15 protein-coding genes and 1 pseudogene are annotated in these 13,817 nt (G+C 69.5%); 9 read left to right on the top strand and 7 right to left on the bottom strand.

What is annotated here, in order from left to right; translation table 11 throughout:
* From D7Y21_RS20260 to D7Y21_RS20250, 3 genes and pseudogenes are all read left to right on the top strand, one after another.
* A pseudogene (locus D7Y21_RS20260) lies at positions 1–182 on the top strand (hypothetical protein); the annotation flags it as partial.
* 70 nt (positions 183–252) lie between these two features.
* A complete protein-coding gene (locus tag D7Y21_RS20255; RefSeq protein WP_120562635.1) occupies positions 253–492 on the top strand; it encodes a GIY-YIG nuclease family protein in 240 nt (79 codons plus the stop codon).
* 189 nt (positions 493–681) lie between these two features.
* Positions 682–1,086 (top strand): hypothetical protein, encoded by a 405-nt coding sequence (locus D7Y21_RS20250; protein WP_120562530.1) that lies wholly within the window; start codon positions 682–684, stop codon positions 1,084–1,086.
* Positions 1,087–1,093: 7 nt separating this feature from the next.
* Here the strand turns inward: D7Y21_RS20250 and D7Y21_RS20245 are convergent, their stop codons facing one another.
* A complete protein-coding gene (locus D7Y21_RS20245; protein WP_014393298.1) occupies positions 1,094–1,399 on the bottom strand; it encodes a hypothetical protein in 306 nt (101 codons plus the stop codon).
* 92 nt (positions 1,400–1,491) lie between these two features.
* Between D7Y21_RS20245 and D7Y21_RS20240 the strand changes: the two genes are divergently transcribed.
* Together D7Y21_RS20240 and D7Y21_RS20235 are read left to right on the top strand one after the other, a co-directional pair.
* The gene (locus D7Y21_RS20240; protein ID WP_120562529.1) at positions 1,492–1,773 is read left to right on the top strand and encodes a hypothetical protein; all 282 of its coding nucleotides are present in this window, start codon (positions 1,492–1,494) and stop codon (positions 1,771–1,773) included.
* Between the two features lie 9 nt (positions 1,774–1,782).
* A complete protein-coding gene (locus D7Y21_RS20235; RefSeq protein ID WP_147469338.1) occupies positions 1,783–2,268 on the top strand; it encodes a hypothetical protein in 486 nt (161 codons plus the stop codon).
* A 9-nt stretch (positions 2,269–2,277) separates the two neighbouring features.
* On the opposite strand, the gene D7Y21_RS20230 is transcribed toward D7Y21_RS20235, so the two are convergent.
* Entirely contained in the window at positions 2,278–2,970 is a 693-nt protein-coding gene (locus D7Y21_RS20230) for a radical SAM protein (protein ID WP_121715135.1), read from the bottom strand.
* A 64-nt stretch (positions 2,971–3,034) separates the two neighbouring features.
* Positions 3,035–3,871 (bottom strand): NAD(+) diphosphatase, encoded by an 837-nt coding sequence (gene nudC / locus D7Y21_RS20225; protein ID WP_121715133.1) that lies wholly within the window; start codon positions 3,869–3,871, stop codon positions 3,035–3,037.
* A gap of 91 nt (positions 3,872–3,962) precedes the next feature.
* Here nudC and D7Y21_RS20220 point away from each other — a divergent pair, with 91 nt between their 5' ends.
* Positions 3,963–4,178, top strand: a complete 216-nt coding sequence (locus D7Y21_RS20220) for a hypothetical protein (RefSeq protein ID WP_120562526.1) — start codon at positions 3,963–3,965, stop codon at positions 4,176–4,178.
* Between the two features lie 30 nt (positions 4,179–4,208).
* Here the strand turns inward: D7Y21_RS20220 and D7Y21_RS20215 are convergent, their stop codons facing one another.
* Positions 4,209–4,673: an FKBP-type peptidyl-prolyl cis-trans isomerase gene (locus tag D7Y21_RS20215; RefSeq protein ID WP_199724217.1), complete on the bottom strand. Its 465-nt coding sequence runs from the start codon at positions 4,671–4,673 to the stop codon at positions 4,209–4,211.
* Positions 4,674–4,805: 132 nt separating this feature from the next.
* Between D7Y21_RS20215 and D7Y21_RS20210 the strand changes: the two genes are divergently transcribed.
* Complete coding sequence (locus D7Y21_RS20210; protein ID WP_121715131.1) at positions 4,806–6,017, top strand: MFS transporter; 1,212 nt, start codon at positions 4,806–4,808, stop codon at positions 6,015–6,017.
* Positions 6,018–6,021: 4 nt separating this feature from the next.
* On the opposite strand, the gene D7Y21_RS20205 is transcribed toward D7Y21_RS20210, so the two are convergent.
* The 3 genes from D7Y21_RS20205 to D7Y21_RS20195 all read right to left on the bottom strand — a co-directional run bounded on the left by D7Y21_RS20205 (position 6,022) and on the right by D7Y21_RS20195 (position 9,869).
* Positions 6,022–6,459 carry a GNAT family N-acetyltransferase gene (locus D7Y21_RS20205; protein ID WP_120562523.1) on the bottom strand — a complete coding sequence of 146 codons (438 nt, stop codon included), beginning with the start codon at positions 6,457–6,459 and terminating at the stop codon, positions 6,022–6,024.
* A gap of 14 nt (positions 6,460–6,473) precedes the next feature.
* Positions 6,474–9,341 (bottom strand): TonB-dependent receptor domain-containing protein, encoded by a 2,868-nt coding sequence (locus D7Y21_RS20200; RefSeq protein WP_120562522.1) that lies wholly within the window; start codon positions 9,339–9,341, stop codon positions 6,474–6,476.
* Positions 9,342–9,425: 84 nt separating this feature from the next.
* Entirely contained in the window at positions 9,426–9,869 is a 444-nt protein-coding gene (locus D7Y21_RS20195) for an HIT family protein (RefSeq protein ID WP_121715129.1), read from the bottom strand.
* Between the two features lie 153 nt (positions 9,870–10,022).
* On the opposite strand from D7Y21_RS20195, the gene D7Y21_RS20190 reads away from it, so the two are divergent.
* Both D7Y21_RS20190 and D7Y21_RS20185 read left to right on the top strand, forming a co-directional pair.
* Positions 10,023–11,678, top strand: coding sequence for a carboxypeptidase-like regulatory domain-containing protein (locus tag D7Y21_RS20190; protein ID WP_121715127.1), 1,656 nt, complete (start codon positions 10,023–10,025; stop codon positions 11,676–11,678).
* A gap of 221 nt (positions 11,679–11,899) precedes the next feature.
* Positions 11,900–13,726: an Ig-like domain-containing protein gene (locus D7Y21_RS20185; protein ID WP_158627321.1), complete on the top strand. Its 1,827-nt coding sequence runs from the start codon at positions 11,900–11,902 to the stop codon at positions 13,724–13,726.
* Positions 13,727–13,817: the final 91 nt, after the last annotated feature.

Raw genomic sequence — 13,817 nt, 5'->3', positions numbered from 1 at the left:
TAAGAGACAGCCTGGTGGGCGTGGTGCACGAAGCGCAGGTGCTGGCGGGGTGGCGGACGGATCCACTGGCGCAGGTGTCGGACGTCATGGCGCGCGTTCGCAAGACGCACGCGGTCCGCAGCCAGAAGCGGCGGCTGGCGCGCCTGCACGGCAGGCGCGGGGGCGGGCAGAAGCTTTTCTGAGGGGCGCGGTCCTGGCGGTAGAGTGGGGCCCGCCGTGTCGGAAGCCCCCTCCACCGCCTGGACCGTGTACATGCTGCGCTGCCGGGACGGCACGCTCTACACGGGTGCCACCAACAACCTGGAGCGCCGCCTGGCCACGCACGGCAGGGGAAAGGGCGCCGCGTACACGCGGGCCCGGCTGCCGGTGACGCTGGTGTGGAGCGAGCCCGCCCAGGACCGGAGCACCGCCCTGCGCCGCGAGGCCGCCATCAAGCGGCTGACGCGCGCGGACAAGTTGCGGCTGTTCGCGCGGCGCCCGGGACGGCGTTGACGCACGTCCCCCTGATTTGTTGGCGGAAAGGGGTTCTCTTCACAACGCAGGATGCGCGCCTCGCGACAGTTGGCGCGGCGCCCGCGGTTGTTTCATCGCCTGCTGATGAAACGGTTGGGGCCCGCGGGTGGGTGTACGGAACGCCGGGGGCCGAATTAGGGTGTGGCCTGTCCTAGCAGGGGGAAGTCCATGTCGCGTTCTCGCTCGTTCGTGTTCGTCTTGCTCGCGTTGGGTCTGGGGAGCGCAGGGTGCTCCGAGCCCAACCACCAGCCCGTCATCCACGCTGGACCGCGCCCGCTGGGCTCGCCGTCCACGCCGGGCGGGCTCAAGTTCGAGGAGGGGACGGTCATCCAGCTCCAGCTGGAGGCGACGGACGCGGACAACGACGAGATCTTCTACAGCTGGTCGCAGCAGCCGCCGCAGCCGGCCGGCGTGTTCAGCGACCCGCGCATCGCCACGCCCACCTGGACGGTGCCGTCGCCGCCGGAGGACCCCCACCAGGCCATCCTCCTCTACGTGGAGGTGGAGGACCACAACGGCGGCGTGCTGGTGGGCCAGTCGCCCTCCATCTACGTGCTGCCGAAGCAGCAGTAGCGCCCGCTCAGGCGGCGGTGGCCGCGGGCGGCGGCGAACCCGGACGCTGCTTCGCGCGGCTCCGGGCGCGCACGGCGACGAGGATGGCGGCCACCAGGCCCACGCCCGCGCCAATGCCCGCGCCCATCAGCTGCGAGTGCATCAGCGACGTCGTCACGCGGCGCACGACCTCCGGCAGGTTGCACATGGTCTGCGAGGCGAGCGGCGTGCTGTTGTACCACTCGATGTAGGAGGGGGCGACCAGCGACGCGATGAAGGTGCCCAGCAGCGTGCCGGCCAGGATGAAGATGAGGAACGTCTTGAACGTGGCCATGGCGGGGACCTCCTCGGCGGGTGGGCGGCGGGCCGTCCTTAGTATGCGCACGTCCGCCGCGAAAGGGGCGAAGGCATGCTAAGGGGACGGGTGTGCCGCTCCTGCCACTCGCCATCCTGTTCGGGGTCGTCTCGCTCGTGTGCGCGGCCCTCCTGCTGACGCACGCCTTCCGCCGCAGCGTGGGCACGGGCGTCATGGTGCTGCTCATCCCCTGCTACATGCTCGTCTACGCGTTCAGCCAGTTCGAGCACCCGCGCAAGAACCTCATCGTCGCGGGCTTCGTGGCCAGCACCGTGCTGACGGCGGTGTTCCTGGGCATGGGCGCGCACGGCATCGCGGCGGCGGCGGCCCGCATGCCGCCCCCCGGCTTCTAGCCTCCGCGCATGACCGCGAGCCCCTCGGGTGCCCGCTGTGGCCAGCATCCGGAAGCGGCCGCTGTGGCCCTCTGCGCGCGCTGCGGCGGCTACCTGTGCGGCGCGTGCACGGAGGTGCTGGAAGAGACGGCGTACTGCGCGCCCTGCGCCGAGCGACGCTTGAGGGACACGCGCCCGTCGCGCGCGGTGCGGCTGGCGCTGCTGGCCAACGTCGGGGGCTTCCTGTTCCTCGGCGCGCCCGTGGTGCGGCTCTCGGGGTCGGCTTACGGGAGGCTGGGCGGAGGCCTGGAGGTGCTGCTGGAGCTGGCGTGCACGCTGGCGGCGGCGGTGGCGGGCACCGTCATCTCCACGCGGAAGCTGCGGCGCCGCGACGAGGTGGGCGACCGGGCCTTCGCCATCATGCTGCGCGTCCTGTCCGCGCTGAACCTGCTGGGGCTCTTGGCGTGGGGCGCGCTCACCGCCTTCGTGCTGACCGTGGGGCGGCACGGGCCCTGAGGGCGCGCGTTACACGCCGCGCTCGTTGGGGTCCCAGAGGTACTTGTGCATCTGGAGCTGGAAGCGCACCGGCAGCCGGTCCTCGATGATCCACTCCGCCAGCTGGCGAGGGTGGAGCTTGTCGAAGATGGTGGAGAACAGGACGCTGTAGGGCCTCTGTCCCAGCTTGTGCTCCTGCACGAGCGTGCGCGCCCACTCGTAGTCCACGCGTGAGCCGATGACGATTTTCAGCTCGTCGTTGGCGTTCATGGACGTGAGGTTGCGGTAGTCGTTGCGGTCGCACTCGCCGGACGACGGCGTCTTCATGTCCACGATCTTGTGGACGGCCGGGGGCACGAGCCGCACGTCGATGGCGCCGCTCGTCTCCAGCAGCACCTTGAGGCCCGCGTCCAGCAGCGCCTCCATCAGCGGATACACGCCGGGCTGGAGCAGGGGCTCGCCGCCCGTCACCTCCACGGTGGGCGTGTTCCAGGCCAGGGCTTTCTCGACGACCTCGGAGACCTTCATGCGGCTGCCACCGTGGAAGGCGAACTCGCTGTCGCAGTACGAGCAGCGCAGGTGGCAGCCGGTGAGGCGGATGAAGCCGCACAGCATGCCGGCGTGGGACGACTCGCCCTGGAGTGAGAGATAGAGTTCCTTCACCACGACGGAGTCGGCGGTGGGGACGCGGCGGGGCTCGATGTGCGGGCGTGCGGCAGGCATGGCGTGCGGTGCGAAGGGGCGCATCAAGCGCACCCTTGGGGGGAGGGGGTCAAGCCCGGAAGGCTCAGGGTTGGGGCTGGCGGGCTTTCACCCGGTTGATGAAGGTGTCGATGAGGTGGCGCGCGATGCTCAGGCGGGGCGGGATGCGCGGCAGGTCGTCCACGCCGAACCAGCGCGCCTCGGCGATCTCCTTGCCGTCCACGACGACGTCTCCGCCCGCGTACTCGGCCATGAAGCCCACCATCAGCGAGCGGCCGAAGGGCCACGGCTGGCTGCCGAAGTAGGTGACGTTCTTCAGGTCCACGCCCACCTCCTCCTTCACCTCGCGCAGCACGGTCTCCTCCAGCGACTCGCCGGCGTCCACGAAGCCGGCCACGGTGCTGAAGAAGGGCTCCGGGAAGGACGCGTTGCGCGCGAGCAGCATCTCGTCACCCCGGGTGATGAGGACGATGACCGCCGGAGCGATGCGCGGATAGAACGGCGTGTGGTCCACCGGGCAGCGGCGCGCGCGTTCGCCAGGCACGAGCTGCGTGGCCGCGCCGCACTTGCCGCAGAAGCGGTGGTTCAGGTCCCACTCGGAGATGGAGAGCGCGCGGCCCGCCACGGCGAAGGTCACCTCGTCCACCTGCTTGTAGAGCGAGCGGGCAGGCACGAACTTCAGCCCCTCCGGTGGCGTGAAGTCCCCGGGCATGGGCGCCGCGTAGCAGTCGGTGTCGTCGAGCATGCCCAGGAAGTGGGCGCTGACCGCGGCCTCCGGTAGGGCCGAACCCCGGGGCAGGTCGAGGCGGCCATCGTGCTCGGACACGAGCAGGTCCATGCCGCGCGCGGCGAACAGGAGCGCGGTGTCGCGCGAGCGAGCGGGCGGTTCGTAGCCGGACTGGAAGCGTTTGAGGAGGCTCACGGGGCCACCTTAACGGACGGCGCGGCGGGGCGCCGCGCGCTATGCTCCGGCCGCCCGCCACCGGGCACCGCCCGCCTGGGAGCCTTCGACCGTGAACGCCCTCATCCTCCGCATCGTCTGCGGCCTGCTCTTCGCCGGAATGGTGCTGGGCGTGGCGACCCATCCCCCGCAGGACCTCACGCAGGGGCTGGGCATGATGCTGCCCGCGACGATGCTGCTGGGCGTGGCGCTGAAGGGGCCGAAGGGGCGCTCCACGATTCCGAAGAAGCGCTCGCCGCCGGTGTCCGGGGGAACGCCCGGCGTCTGAAGCCAACGCCGGGGCTCATTGTCACGCGCGTCAGTAGACGTTCATCAACTCCACATCGAAGACGAGCACGGCGTCGCTGGGGATGACGGGCGCGGAGCCGCGCGAGCCGTAGCCCAGGTCGGATGGGATGACGAGCTTGCGCTTGCCGCCCACGCGCATGCCGACGAGCCCCTCGTCCCAGCCCTTGATGACATCGCCCCTGCCAATCACGAAGTCGATGGGCTCACCGCGAGCGCGGCTGTTGTCGAACATGGAGCCGTCCGGCAGCCAGCCCGCGTAGTGGACGAACACGTAGCTCTTGTTGACGGCCTCCTTGCCGGTGCCCACGACCAGGTCCTGCGTGTAGAGGCCGGACTCGCTCTTGTTCATCGCGGACAGGTCCACGCCCAGGGACTCGGCGTAGGTCACCTTCGCGGGGTCACCCGAGGAGGATGATGAAGAGTCACCACAGCCGGCCAGGGCCAGCACCGCGCACAGCAGAAGGGAACGAAGCATGGCCCGCAGCCTGCCGCGCGCGGGCCCCGTGGGGAAGGGGGGCACGCACGGCCTGCCCGCCCGGACGGTGATGGGCGCGCACGTCCTGCTTGAAGCGCGTCCAGGCGGGGCTTATCCGTTGCGCCGCCCGCCATGCAGACGCCTTCCGACCCCGCGCCTTCCGCCTCGCTTCGTCCCTCGCTCGTCTGGCTGATGGCGGTGGCCGGCGCCGTCACCGTCGCGAACCTCTATTACAACCAGCCCCTCTTGGGAGACATCGGCCGGACGCTGGGGGCGGACGGGAGCGCGCTGGGGCTGGTGCCCACGCTGACTCAGGTGGGCTACGCGGTGGGCATGCTGTTCCTGGTGCCGCTGGGGGACAGCCTGGAGCGCCGCAAGGTCATCCTCCTGTTGTGCGGCTGCGTGGGCGTGGCGCTGGTGGTCGCGGGGCTCGCGCCCAGCCTGCACGTGCTGGTGGCGGCGAGCTTCGCCATCGGCGTCACCACGGTGGTGCCCCAGATGCTCATCCCGTTCGCGGCGCAGCTCGCGGCGCCCTCGGAGCGCGGACGCGTGGTGGGCACGGTGATGAGCGGGCTGCTCATCGGCATCCTGCTGTCGCGCACGGCGGCGGGCTTCGTGGGCACGCACCTGGGCTGGCGCACCATGTTCTTCGTGGCCGCGGGGCTGATGGTGGTGACGGGCGTCGTGCTGCGCTTCACGCTGCCCGCGCAGCCGCCGCTGGCCTCCATGCCCTATCCGCGGTTGATGCGGTCGCTCATCCACCTGGCCCGCACGGAGCCCGTGCTGCGGCTGCACGCGCTGCTGGGAGGGCTGACCTTCGGCGCGTTCAGCGCGTTCTGGGCCACGCTGGCGCTCTACCTGCGCTCGTTGCCCGGGCACTACGACGCGCAGGTGGCGGGCCTCTTCGGCGTGGTGGGCGTGGCGGGCGCGGCCATCGCGCCGCTGGTGGGGCGCTACGCGGACCAGCGCGGGGACCGGCGCATCAACGCGCTGGCCATCGCCGTGCTGCTGGCGTCCTTCGTCGTGCTGTGGCTCTGGGGGCACTCACTGTGGGGCATCGCGCTGGGCGTGGTGCTGCTGGACCTGGGCGCGCAGGCGAATCAGATCGCCAACCAGGCGCGGGTGTACTCGCTGCGTCCCGACGCCCGGAGCCGGCTCAACACGCTCTACATGGTGACCTACTTCGTGGGCGGCGCCGCGGGCGCGTGGGCGGGCATGGCGGCGTGGACGCGCGCGGGCTGGCCGGGCGTGTGCGCGGTGGGCGCGGCGATGTCGCTCACGGCGCTGGTGGTGGTGCTCTGGAGCGGCCGCCGTCTGCCGGCGGCCCACGCCTCCGCGACCTGAAGCCTCAGAGGTCGCGCTGCATGTTCCGGTGGGGGATGCCCACCTCTTCGTAGAGCTCGCCGTACTGCGCGTAGCCCAGGCGCTCGTAGAAGGGGACGACGGGGGCCCGCGCATGCAGGTGCACGTGGCGGAAGCCGCGCGTGCGCAGCTCCTCTTCCAGCGCGCGCACCAGCTTCGCGCCCAGGCCCTTCTTCTGCAGCGACGGTGACACCGCCATCTGGAAGAGCCGGCCGCCGTGCGCGTCCTCCGGGTGGAAGAGCACGCAGCCCAGCACGTCGCCGTTCGCGTGGGCCACCAGGTGGAGGCTGGCGTCCTCGAAGGGGAACTTCACGTCTTCGCGGACATGGCCCAGGGGCTCGCGCAGCACGCGGAAGCGCAGCTCCAGCTCGCCCGCGTAGAGCGGGTGGCGGGGGTCGATGAAGTCGAAGCGGAGGTCAGTCATGGCGCGAGAGTCTCTCAGAAGCTGCCGGTGAGCTGGAGGTTGAAGGTGCGGCCGTACTGCGGCACGGGGCCGGCGGACACGTCATCGCTCACGACGAAGGCGTAGCGCGAGTCGAGCAGGTTGTTCACGCCCGCGAAGTAGCGCAGCCGGCCGTAGTCACCGGACACGCCGAAGCCCACGAGCAGCGCCTCCCCGCTGTCCGCGCCAGCGACGCTCGGCACCCGGGCGCTCTGGTAGGTGGCCTGCGTGGCGATGCGCATGTCGCCATTGCCCACGGGCAGCAGGAAGCGTCCCGAGGCCAGGTGCGCGGGCGCGGCCTCCACCACGTCCTGCGAGGCGTTGCGCAGATTCACGTACGAATAGCTCAGGTCCACCAGCAGCCAGCGGCCCGGCTGCCAGTGCAGCCCGGCCTCCGCGCCCCACGCGAGCGTCTCGCCGGAGTTGTTCGCGTACACCAGGCACTGGGTGGGCGCGCTCGCGGTGCCGCAAGCGGGCGTGGCCACGGACTCGGTGGTGAGCGTGACGAGCTGGGAGATGCGGTTGTGATAGCCCGCGACCGTCACGCGCAGCTCGTGCGTCAGGTCGTGTGAGTGCTCCACCTCGAAGGTGGTGATGGTCTCCGGGTTCAGCTGCTTCGCGGGGCGCTGGGTGAGGAGGTTGTCCTCGTAGAACAGCTCGTAGACGTTGGGGGCGCGGAACGCGCGGCCGATGACGAGCTTGGTGAGGCCCTGCTCATACGGCCGGCCGATGACCGCGAGCCGGGGCGTGAGCGGCAGCGAGTCCAGGTCGGAGTACTTGTCCACGCGGAAGCCCAGGGACAGGCTCAGGCGCGGGTGCAGGCGCCATTCGTCCAGTGCGTACACGGACACGAGCGAGCGCGTTCGCGAGCCCAGCGACGCGGCCACCGCGGGGCCCACGCTCTTCTGGTCCACGCGCAGCTGGGCCTGGCCCTCCACGCCCACGGTGAGGCGGTTGGCTTCGGACAGGACCGCCAGCAGGCGCGCCTCGCCGGTGAGCCAGTCCGCCGCGCCGGAGTCGGTGTTCGTCGCCGAGCTGTCGCCGCCGTCGTAGTTCCAGTGGCCCTTGTAGCGGCTCAGGTCCAGGGCGCCGCGCAGGGACAGGACGAAGCGCTCGGACAGGGGGCGCTCGTACTTGGCCTCGGCGAAGCCGCGCACGTCCTGCACGCGCGTGCCCTGCGCGCCCACCACGGTGCCATAGGGCGCGGTGGGCACGTCCTTGCTGCGCCCGTGCAGCCGGGCCGCCAGCGACAGGTTGCCCAGGCGAGCGCGCAGCGAACCGGTGCCGGCCTTCTCGCCGTCCAGGCCGGTGACGATGGGGCCCGGGTCGCCCAGGCGGGTGGTGTCCGCGCCGTGGGACTTCATGCCCGCGAGGCTGAAGAGGACGGAGCGCTGGGGGTCCTCCCACGACGTGGTGGCGTGCACGAGCGTGGAGCCCATCGCGCCCACGGCGCCGGTGATCTCCAGCCGCCGGTCCAGGCCCAGCGACTCACGCGGCACCACGTTGATGACGCCGAAGAACGCGCCCGTGCCGTACAGCGCGCTGCCGGGGCCGCGCACCACCTCGATGCGCTCCACCTCTTCCAGGTCCACGCTGAGGTCATGCGCCGCGTAGCCCTGGCCGGCCCACACGTCGTTCATCGCGTGGCCGTCCCAGAGGATGAGGATGCGCGTGTTGAGGTCGCCCGGCGGCGAGAAGCCGCGCACGCCCAGGTACGTGTACGTCCGGTCGTCGGTGAGGAAGAAGCCGCGCACGCCCGCCAGCGCCTCCGCCAGGGTGCGCCAGCCGAACGCGCGCAATTCCTCCGGCGTGAGCACGGTGGTGGAAGCGGGGGCTTCGTCCACGGACAGCAGACGCTTGGACGCGGCGCGCACCGGGGGCGGCTCGTAGCGCAGGGTGGCGTGGACCTTCACCTCCTGGTCGGGGATGACGGTGACCTTCTGGCGCACGGGGCGCACGTCGCGGCTCTCCACCTCCAGCACGTGCTCGCCCTGCGGGAGGGTGACGACGGTGGGAGTGAAGCCCGCGGGCCGGCCGTCCACGCGCACGGTGGCGCCGTCGTGGTTGGCGGTGACGACGACGCGTCCGCTGGGCGCCGTCTGGGCGGTCAGCGTGACCGCGAGCGGCAGGGTGCCTTCGGCGGGCACGTCGATGACGTACTGGCCGGGCGCGTGACCGGCCGCGCGTACATGCAACACGCGCTGGCCCGGAGACAGGCGCAGCTTCGCGGGGATGCGGCCCAGGAGGGGGCCGGTGGGGCTGTCACGGACCTCCGCGCCCTCGGGGGAGCCGGTGATGTCCACCATGCCGGTGATGAGGGCCAGGTCCAGGTCCACGGGCACTTCCCGGCCCCGCACGAGGGTGACGGTGGCCTCGGTGGGGCGGTAGCCGGACCTCTGGACCAGGACCTTGTGGCGGCCCGGCGACAGCGCGAGCGTCTGCGGCGAGCGCCCCCGGCTGCCCAGGTCCGCGCGGTCCACGAAGACCTCCGCGCCGCGGGGATTGGTGGTGACGCGCACCAGGGCGACCTTCGGGCGCAGCCGCTCCAGCGAGCGGGTGACTTCCGAGGCGTCCTCGGCGGGCAGGTCCTCGCCGAGCAGGTCGTTGTAGTAGCGGTACGCCTCGTTGAACTTGCCCAGCGCTTCGAAGCAGCGCGCGATGTTGAAGAGGACGTTGCGGTTGGGGACCAGCCGGTAGCTGGTGAAGTACGAGCGCAGCGCCTCCGTGTAGTTGCCGTGGGAGTACGCGTCGTTGCCCAGCTCGAAGGCGATATCCGCCTCGTCCGCGTTGTTGTCCGCGAGCGCGGGACCGGCGGTGAGGAGCCAGAGGGACAGCAGCCAGGGACCGAGGGGGAACGCACGCATGAGGACGCCTGCATTCTTCCCCCGATACGGTGTCAGGTCCATGACACTGGAGAGCCCGGGAGGGCACCGCACGCCCGGCGTGGGTCAGCGGGCGAGCGCCGCCGCCAGCCGCCGGGCCGCGGCTTCCAGCGTTTCCGGCGAAAGGTGCTCCGCCGGGGCCGCGTCGAAGGCGCCCCGACCCCGGAGGTGGGACGGGGTGTCCGCGAAGCGGGGGACGAGGTGCAGGTGGAAGTGGCGGAGCACGTCGCCAATGGCGAAGGCGTAGACGTGCTCGGCGCCGAGCACCTCGCGCTGGGCGCGCATCACCCGGGCGGCGAACGGCCCCAGCTCCCGCGAGGCCGTCTCGTCCAGGTCATACCAGCCGCGCACGTGCTGATCGCTGGTGAGCACTACCCAGCCCGGGACGGGGCTGGGGGACGCCACCCCGTGGAGGACGAGCCCGGGCGCCCTCGCGAGCACGCCACCCGGTGGGTGGACCTCTCCGCGAACGATGGCGCAGCCCAGGCAGGGGTCGTTGACGTCTGACATGGCGAGTCATCCTAGTTTCAAGGCGCTTGGCAGCCCTTGGGTAGAATTTACCCCACCTTGACGGCGTGGGCCCGCGTCGGGGAGTGTCCGATTTCCGCCCTTTTGGGAGCAGCTGGGGCGTGAAAATTCCGTCATAAATTCAAGGTGGGGACGATGAAGAAGCATGTGCTGATGGCCGTGTTGCCGCTGCTGGCTTGGGGGTGCGGTGACGCGACTGACGCGGACAACGATGGTGTCGCTGACGGCATCCGTGATCCGAACAACGTGTCGGTGGTGGTTCCTTCCACGCCGAAGGGCACGGTGTCGGGCCAGGTGCTGAGCACGACGCTGCAGCCGCTCGCGGACGTCGCGGTCGCGATGACGATTGGCAGCCAGCCGACGGGCAAGTCGGCGACGACGGACGCCAGCGGCAACTTCGTGATGACGGACGTGCCGGCGGGCGCGCAGGTGCTGCTGACGTTCAGCAAGGGCGGCTACTCGACGCTGCGCGCGACCTCCACGGTGCCGTCGGCTGCGGGCACGGTGCCCATCAACAACGGCAACGCGAGCTTCGGTCCGGTGACGCTGGCGCAGCTGAACAGCTCGCTGGCCGTCACCGTGGTGACGCCGCAGGGCCGTCCGGCGGTGGGCGCGAAGGGCGTGCTCGAGGTGGACAAGGCGGGCTCGGTCATCCTGAGCAACTACGACTCCGTCTCCTCCGTGATCAGCAAGGTCTACGTGGAGGCCACGGCGGACGCCAACGGCGTCCTGAACTTCACCGGCATCCCCTCCGGCGTGGAGCTGGCGCGGCTGACCGGCACCTACAGCCTCTGGATCGCGCCGATGGACACCAACGGCGACGGGGTCGTGGACACGGGCGGTTACACGAAGAGCTACTCGGGTGACACCATCGTGGGGTCGCAGGCCACGACGCTCGCGCAGCTGTCCTTCTCGAAGCCGACGGGCGCGGGTGCGCTGAACATCGAGGGTGGCAACGTGTCCAGCCTGAAGGGCGCCGCGGAGGTGGATCCGCTCCGCAACATGGTGCGTCCTGGCGAGCCCATCTACGTGTACTTCAACCAGCCGGTGCAGCCGGGCTCGGTGTTCGTGCGCCTGACGGACGAGTACGCCAAGGAGTCGCTGCCGGTGACGGCCGCGGTGAATGTCGGCGGTTACTCGGCGACCATCACCCCGGGCAACGGCATCGTGCAGGAGGGCAAGGAGTACAACATCTTCGTCCGCGCGGTGGCCGCGGAGGGTGGCAGCAACTACAGCCGCACGGGCTTCTTCTTCGGCGGCGACCAGTCCGCGCCGAGGGCGGTGACCATCGCGGAGATCCGGTACCAGGAGCAGGAGCGGCCGCCGGCGAATGGCGCGTTCCAGCTCAATACCGGTGAGACCGTGTTCGTGAGCTTCAGCGCGCCCATCGCGAAGCAGGTCGGCCAGTCCGTCCAGGTCCTCTTCGGTGTCGACATCGACGGCGTCGGCGGCACGGGTGGCAACTCCTTCGGTGAGATTGGCAACACCAGTGGCCAGGGCTTCCCCCTGGAAATGGCCGAGCCGACGAAGCCCATCCAGACGCGCACGCCGGCCGAGCTGCCGGTGTTTGGCATCCAGGCGTCCGGGTACAGCACCCGCTATTCCTTCATCTACAGCGGCAACCCCCTCGTCGGCCTGAACCTGGTTCCTCTCCGGGTGGTGTTCAGCAACCTGGCGCCCGTCCTGGGCACCAACGACGTCTACGAGTCCATCTGGGGCCAGCCGATCAACGCGGACCTGGAAGCGACGGGCATCATCCAGCAGGCCGCGCCGGCCCTGCCTCTGCCTTGAGCCTGGCTGCGTCAGCCTGACATAGGAGGTTGAATCCTCCTGGATGCCCCCGTGAAGCCCATGCTTCGCGGGGGCATCTTCGTTTCAAGCTGTCCCCAAGGTGGGATCCTCCCGTCTTGAATGGAGACGTGTCCCAGTGCCGCTGGACGCGCAACGTCCCGAGGATGCATACGGATCGGGTCTGCTTCCGGATGGACTCCTTCTTGCTCAGACGCGTCACCATGAAAAATCTCAGCTTCATCTGGATGGCGATGCTGCTCATGCCCGCGGCATGCATCGAGATTCCTGACCTCGCCGTCCCATCCGAGACGCCTCCAGGCAGTGACGCAGGAACGGGTCCGCAGGAGCAGGATCCGATTGGCATCCAATGGGTGTCACCCGTGGAAGGGGCACCTGTCGGAAGCACCGCGAGGCTCCAGGTTCAACTGACGGGAGCCGCTCCAGACCGCGTGGAGTTGCTCGTGGATGGCGCAGCGGTCGCCAACTTGGAAGCGCCGTTCGTCCTGGACTGGGAAACGCAATCCATTTCAGAGGGCCCGCATGCGTTCGTCATCCGCGCTCTTCGAGAGGAACAGGAGTTCTTGAGCGCCCCGCGCCAGTTGGTGGTGGACCGGACAAGTCCAAGGAGGGTTGCCCAGGTGCCCGCCAATGATGCCTTTGAGGTTTCAGTCCTGGCGCCCGTTGAAGCCACCTTCTCGGAGCCGTTGGATGCGAGCACTGTGAATGGACAGGCGGTCCAACTGTTGACGGAGTCCGGGCGATTGGAGGCAAGCGTCCTTCTTTCGGGTGATGGAAGGACCTTGACCTTGAGTCCGACTTCGCCGTTACCGGTCAATCAGCGGGTCCGGGTGGTGATTGCGGACACGGTTGTTGATCTCGCCGGAAACAAGCTTGGATCCGCGGACCGGGACTGGTCTTGGTTCGTGCCCGCGTATCTCCACCTGGGTGCTCCTCTCACGGAATCTCCCGGTGAGGCCTATGTCGAGAGCACTTCAGTCGGAATGGGAGCGGATCTGCATCCCATTGTCGCCTGGGCGGGGGCCGTAGAAGAGACACTCAAGGTTCATGTCCGGCGTTGGAGGGGGGCCTCATGGGAGGCCATGGGGACGCCGATGAGCTCAGGTAGGCTCGTCAATGCTACTCAGTGCACGCTCCAGGTGGATGCGGACGGAAGTCCAACGGTCGCATGGTTCGAGGCCATGGCTGCCAATGATCTCAAGTGGTTCGTCCAGCGCTGGAACGGGCAGTCGTTCGAACCCGTTGGCGCCGCGTTGACGCCCGTCACGCAGACGACCTACGTGCCGGATTGGCGGTTTGCTCAGGGGCCCCACCCGTATCTCACCCTTGCAACCCATGAGACCGGCTCAGGGTGGCATCGCATCTACATCCGCCAATGGCGTAACGGCGCCTGGGGGCAGTTGGGAGCCGCCATCGAGCTGCGAGCGAACTCGATTGTGGACTCCTTCTTCCTCGATGTGGATGGCAGGGGATATCCATTCATGGTGCTGAGGGAGCAGATCCCTGGAGGGGGAGCTACATCGAACACCGCAATGCGATGGACAGGAAGCGCCTGGCAGGACGTAGGCGCCACCTTGTCTGGCCTTCCGACGGCCCTGTCGTTCGACGCCAGCAATGCTCCGCTGGTGGCGACATTGGATACGCTCACGGGAAAGCCAAGGACTCTCCTGCAGAAGTGGACGGGAAGCGCCTGGGAGCCGTGGGGTGGAGCGTTGGATGCTCTGCCGGGTGTGGACAGCACGACCGTGAGCTCGGTGACGCTGGACACCCAGGGGCGCCTAGTCGTGGCGCTCTCCGGTCTGGTGGGGACTGATGGCAACAGGTCTGGCAAGGGCCAGGTGCGACGGTGGAACGGGACTCAATGGGAGGCGCTTGGCGGGATATTGAATCCGTCGCCCGGCATGATCCCCTACAGCCGCCCGCAGCTCGGATTGGTCTCGGACGACGAGCCGCTCCTCACGTGGATTGAAGTGCCTCCTCCGTTGTCCTCGCCAGGAGGGAAGGTCCACGTGTATCGACTCAACCACTGACCCCCACCCCCAGTCCCTCCGCCCACCTACACTGTCGTCCTCTGTGTCCCTGTCGCTCAGCGGACAGCGGACCTACCCTGGGATCCGTCCA

Origin of the sequence: Corallococcus sp. AB045 (assembly GCF_003668895.1) — a bacterium.
GTDB lineage: Bacteria > Myxococcota > Myxococcia > Myxococcales > Myxococcaceae > Corallococcus > Corallococcus coralloides.
Note: the sequence above shows the minus strand (reverse complement) of the source record. Positions and strands in the feature narration are given on the sequence as shown.